2 protein-coding genes and 1 pseudogene are annotated in these 1,565 nt (G+C 50.9%); all 3 read left to right on the top strand.

Annotated elements, in window-relative coordinates:
- Positions 1-397 (top strand): annotated as a pseudogene (locus tag WBV75_RS01675) (sugar nucleotide-binding protein); the annotation flags it as partial.
- A 38-nt stretch (positions 398-435) separates the two neighbouring features.
- Entirely contained in the window at positions 436-729 is a 294-nt protein-coding gene (locus tag WBV75_RS01670) for a 4a-hydroxytetrahydrobiopterin dehydratase (protein WP_424118921.1), read from the top strand.
- 142 nt (positions 730-871) lie between these two features.
- Positions 872-1,565, top strand: a 694-nt coding sequence (locus WBV75_RS01665; protein ID WP_424118920.1) for a YebC/PmpR family DNA-binding transcriptional regulator, incomplete at its 3' end; no start/stop codon positions are given.

Raw genomic sequence — 1,565 nt, 5'->3', positions numbered from 1 at the left:
CCGGAAATCTGCCATCCTGCGGCTGCCAATGGTCTTTGGGAACACCTCCCCCCGAATCAAAGAAATCAAGGAAGCCCTGCATCAGGAGCAGCCCATTGAAGTCTTTCCAAACCTGGTGATGAATGTGACCTCGGACGATAAACTGGCGCAGCAGGTACATTATATGATCAACCGGAATAAATCCGGGATTTACCACCTGGGCTCCAAAGACCTGGTACACCACGACGATTTCATACGGGAAATCACCACCCACCTGAGCCCCAAGCACCCCGTATTCAAAAGGGTGTACACCACCAATGAAGAACGCTACCTGGCCGTGCTGCCCAAAGCACAGATGCTTCCCAAAAACCTGCAATTGGAATATCAGGAGGTCATTGACAACCTGATAAAGCAATAGGCTTTGTACCTTTGGGATTCATTTAAAATCGCATGGCTATGAAAAAACTAACGGAAGCTGAAATCAACCAGAAACTCGAAGCCTTTGACGGGTGGGAGCTCAACGACAACGCCCTGGAAACGACCTTTGAATTCCATAACTTCAAGGAAGCCTTTACCCTGATGACCCGAATCGCTTTTGAATGTGAAGCCCAGAACCACCACCCGGACTGGAGTAATGTCTACAACCGCCTGCACATTCGCCTGAATACCCACGATGCCGGGGGCGTCACGGAGAAGGATTTTAAACTGGCGCAGACCATCGAGGCCCTTGTTTCCACAAACCCGGAGTAACGTATTTAAAGTGCTGGACGTACGCTTGGGCGGGTTCTTTATTGGAGGTGCCTGAAACTGCGTGTACGGCAAGGGGACCAAAAAATATTTGTAGCCCTCCCGGCATTTTATATTTTTGATCCGGTAGCAGAAAAACCGCTGTATGGGAAGAGCATTTGAATTTCGAAAAGGAAGAAAATTAAAGCGATGGGCCGCCATGTCCAAAGCCTTTACCCGAATAGGGAAGGATATCGTCATGGCTGTCAAAGAAGGTGGCCCGGACCCGAGCCACAACTCCCGCCTGCGCGCTGTGATCCAGAACGCCAAGGCGGTGAATATGCCCAAAGACAATATTGAGCGGGCGATCAAAAGGGCCTCGGACAAATCCCAGGGCGACTTCAAAGAAGTGCTGTTTGAAGGGTATGCTCCCCACGGAATTGCCGTACTGATCGAGACGGCCACGGACAACAATACGCGCACCGTGGCGAACATCCGGAGTTATTTCAATAAACACAACGGCAGCCTGGGTACTTCGGGCTCCGTGGAATTCATGTTTGACCATACCTGTAACTTTTGTATCGAACCGGAAGGCCTGGATCCGGAGGAGCTCGAACTGGAAATGATCGATTTCGGGGCCGAGGAGGTTTTTGAAGATGAAGACGGCCTGCACATCTACGCGCCCTTTGAATCCTTCGGGGCCATACAAAAAGAACTGGAATCGCGGGATATCGAAATCCGCTCCTCGGGTTTTGAGCGCATACCCCAGGTGACCAAGGAGCTCACTCCCGAAGAAGCCGAGGAAGTGGAAAAACTCCTCGAAAAAATCGAAGACGACGACGACGTGCAGAATGTATTCC

This window comes from Robiginitalea sp., assembly GCF_049588695.1.
In the GTDB taxonomy this organism is placed as follows: Bacteria; Bacteroidota; Bacteroidia; order Flavobacteriales; family Flavobacteriaceae; genus Robiginitalea.
Note: the sequence above shows the minus strand (reverse complement) of the source record. Positions and strands in the feature narration are given on the sequence as shown.

What these genes read in the sequence shown, in the direction of transcription:
- WBV75_RS01670 (WP_424118921.1), top strand. Translation starts at nt 436, where the DNA reads ATGAAAAAACTAACGGAAGCTGAAATCAACCAGAAACTCGAAGCCTTT.